Annotated in this window: 3 protein-coding genes; 1 reads left to right on the top strand and 2 read right to left on the bottom strand. The window is 67.0% G+C overall.

Going from position 1 to position 2,851, the window contains the following annotated elements:
- Together AB0G02_RS33955 and AB0G02_RS33950 are read right to left on the bottom strand one after the other, a co-directional pair.
- On the bottom strand, window positions 1-579 hold a 579-nt coding region (locus tag AB0G02_RS33955), incomplete at its 3' end, for a lytic polysaccharide monooxygenase auxiliary activity family 9 protein (RefSeq protein ID WP_360802598.1).
- 673 nt (window positions 580-1,252) lie between these two features.
- Window positions 1,253-1,558: a hypothetical protein gene (locus AB0G02_RS33950; protein WP_360802595.1), complete on the bottom strand. Its 306-nt coding sequence runs from the start codon at window positions 1,556-1,558 to the stop codon at window positions 1,253-1,255.
- A gap of 711 nt (window positions 1,559-2,269) precedes the next feature.
- On the opposite strand from AB0G02_RS33950, the gene AB0G02_RS33945 reads away from it, so the two are divergent.
- Window positions 2,270-2,851, top strand: a 582-nt coding sequence (locus tag AB0G02_RS33945) for a hypothetical protein (RefSeq protein WP_360802592.1), incomplete at its 3' end; no start/stop codon positions are given.

The following is a 2,851-nucleotide window of genomic DNA, read 5'->3' as shown; positions in this document are numbered from 1 at the left end:
GGTCGTCGGACGCGTCGTGGTAGTGGTCGGACGCGTGGTCGTCGTCGGGTCGGGACCGCCCGGGCCGACCTGGAGGTCGACGCACGAGTAGAACGCCATCGCCGTGTCCGCGATGTTCCACACGGCCAGGACCTTGATCCGGCCCGTGCGGCCACCCAGGCTCACCGCGTGCGTGACGGTCGCACCGGGCTGGCGGCCGTGGTCGTTGAACTCGGCGATCTTCGTGCCGCCCACGAAGTACTGCCACGTGGTGGTGGCGTGGTTGGCCTCGATGACCCAGTTGAACGACACGTTGTCGGTGACAGTCGTCGCCGGCCACGGCTTGCTCTCGTCGCTCAGCGGAGCCCAGCGCGCGTCGCCGCCGTGGCAGTTGGTCAACCCCTTCGGGCCTTCGACGCTGGCCGGTTCGTAGATGATGTCGCCGCACTGCTTGACCCGACCCGACGCGCACATCGCCTGCCGGCTCGGCGGCGAGCTGATGTACCCGTGCGCGCTGGCCGTTCCGGCTGCCACCACGACGATGAACGGGGCGATGCCGACACCGGCGAGGAACACCGCGAGTTTCCGTCTCAAACCCATTGTCCAGCTCCTTCGCAGGGAACCCGAGGTTTCCCTGGGCACGATCCGAATCCCCGGCGGCGGGATCGTCCGGCGGGTGGCAGCACGCTGGGGCACTGGCACTCACCGTAACGTGGTCTAGACCATAATCATCGACGTCGCCCTTGGTCAAGAAAACGAAAGAAGCTGGGCCAACCAGCCGAAACCCACCGCGCGACCGGATCACACCGACCGGCGGACCACCGCTGCCGACGAACGGCAGGAGTGGGGAGGGTCGCGGCGGCCAGTCGTACAGCCGGGGTAGGCGTTTCATCGGCTGTTCGGTTTCTGGAGGCGACTGTCGGCGGCGGTACACCGCAGGCAGGGATCGCGTGCGCTCTATGGGAGCGCTCCCAAATTGTGATCAACGGTCCGCGCTGGCAACCCGAAGGAACCGATCGACACCGTCTCGTAACTCGCGGGGTACTTGCCGCAGCGTAGGCGCGACGGTGTCGAGGCCGGTGGCGGCTGCTTGGTCGGTGGCTGGTGGCAGCGGGTGTAGTGGCCACGCGTTGGCGATGCCTTGACGGGGTCGGTGAGTGTTGGGGAACTGCTCGTACTCGCAGGGCGTGGAGCAGCTGCCGTTGGTTCCAGGCCGGGGTGCGGTCGAGCGGTTCGTGTCGGCAGCTCCGGATCCAGCGCTCCACGATCGCGTTCATCCGCGGTATCCGGACACCGGTGAGGACGACCTGGATGCCCGCTCGGCGAGGGCGGTGTCGAACGGGACTGGGTACTTTCCGTCTCGGTCGCGGATCAGTACTGCCCGCGTCTTCGAGTCCATGGCGAGGTTCCTGGCGGCTTGGGTGACCCGCGGCCGGGCGTTGCCCAGTTGCCGTTCCAGGACCATGATCTGTTGCCGCAGCGTCAGGATCTCCATGTCCTCGTCCCGGTCGCTCATGGGCAGCAGGCGCGGCAGCGCGAACGCGTTGGTCACACCGAGGTAGGTCAGTCGGAGCGGCACGGCCGGTCATCATGCCGTGCTGGACGACATCACGGTGGATGGCAGTCGGTGATCTCGCCCTTCAGAGCCCGACTCCAGTGGCTGCCTGGTCGGCTGCTGGAGCACTGCGCGCTCACGTGTGACTTCAGGCCACCGCGTGGGCCGGGCGGACGGCTGCTCGTCGGGCCCTCCAGGGCGGTTGCGGGCTTGGCGTCCTCGGCGTGCTGCACGCCGGACATCTTCTCGGTCATCAGGTGCGCATCCCTGATCAGGACTTACAACGCTCGTTTTACAGTCCCCGCCGGGATTACAGCGAGCGGACCAACTTGTATACCTTCCGGGTGCACGCATTCGAACATGGACGGCAGCAGTTCCTTAAACCCCCACCCGCGCGTCGGTCAACCGCGAGTCCCTCCAGCGCGTCACCACGCACGTCCACCTCGACCACGGTGACAAGGTCGAACCCCCGACCGTGGCCGCAGATCGTCCCCGAACCGCTGATCCCGAGCACGAACGGTCGGTGGCAGAGGCGATGCGAATAGGCGAACAGTGCCTGCCAGTGCCGGCTCACCACGCCAGACCGGCCGGGTGCTGACCTTTCAACGCTTCACACGGCGGCCTGCCGGGCGTCGGAGGGAGGCCCGACCGTGCCTCGTCCAGAAGCAGAAACCCGATGTGCGACTCGGATGCCGCTTCGCCCGCTACCATGTGTCGATCACTGGGGGTGGTCGCATGTTCCAGCTTTATCTGGCCGAATACCGCTACTACGCGTTGTTCAGGGACGGGCGCGGCATACACGATATTCGCCACGCCGAGGGTCTCTACCGCTCTGTCGCCGACTACGACGAAGAACGATACGAGGGTCACGGTAGGTGGCAGTCGAGCCGAAATCTGTCCAGAGCGCGGGAACGCGACTCCGACGACGAATACCGAGAGGCGACCCCGGCCGAGGTCGAGCAGTTCATGCGCCGGACCGACGCAGAGCGGCCTGCGGCGCCACTTCCGTCGTCGTCACGGGAGAAGTACGAAGGCGGTGGCTTCGCGGTGTTCCGGCACCCGGCCGACATGGTCGACCTGCGATCCGCGGTCGCGGTGGTGGAGGAGCTGTCGCCGGACCACCGCTTCACGGTGCCGCTGACCGCTTACGAGCGGGACAGGCTGGCTGGCGTTCTCGCTCTGCTGGCGGCACGGCGGCGAGCCGAACCGGTGGACGGCCACTACTACTTCGGGGAGTTCGACAACCTCGATGACCTCGTGGACGTCAACCGCGCGCACGGCTTGATCCGGTGCCCGGCCAACGGCCACGTGAACTGG

Origin of the sequence: Actinosynnema sp. NPDC023658 (assembly GCF_040639995.1) — a bacterium.
GTDB lineage: Bacteria > Actinomycetota > Actinomycetes > Mycobacteriales > Pseudonocardiaceae > Actinosynnema.
The sequence above is the reverse complement of the archived record's forward strand: the minus strand, read 5'-3'. Positions and strand labels throughout refer to the sequence as shown.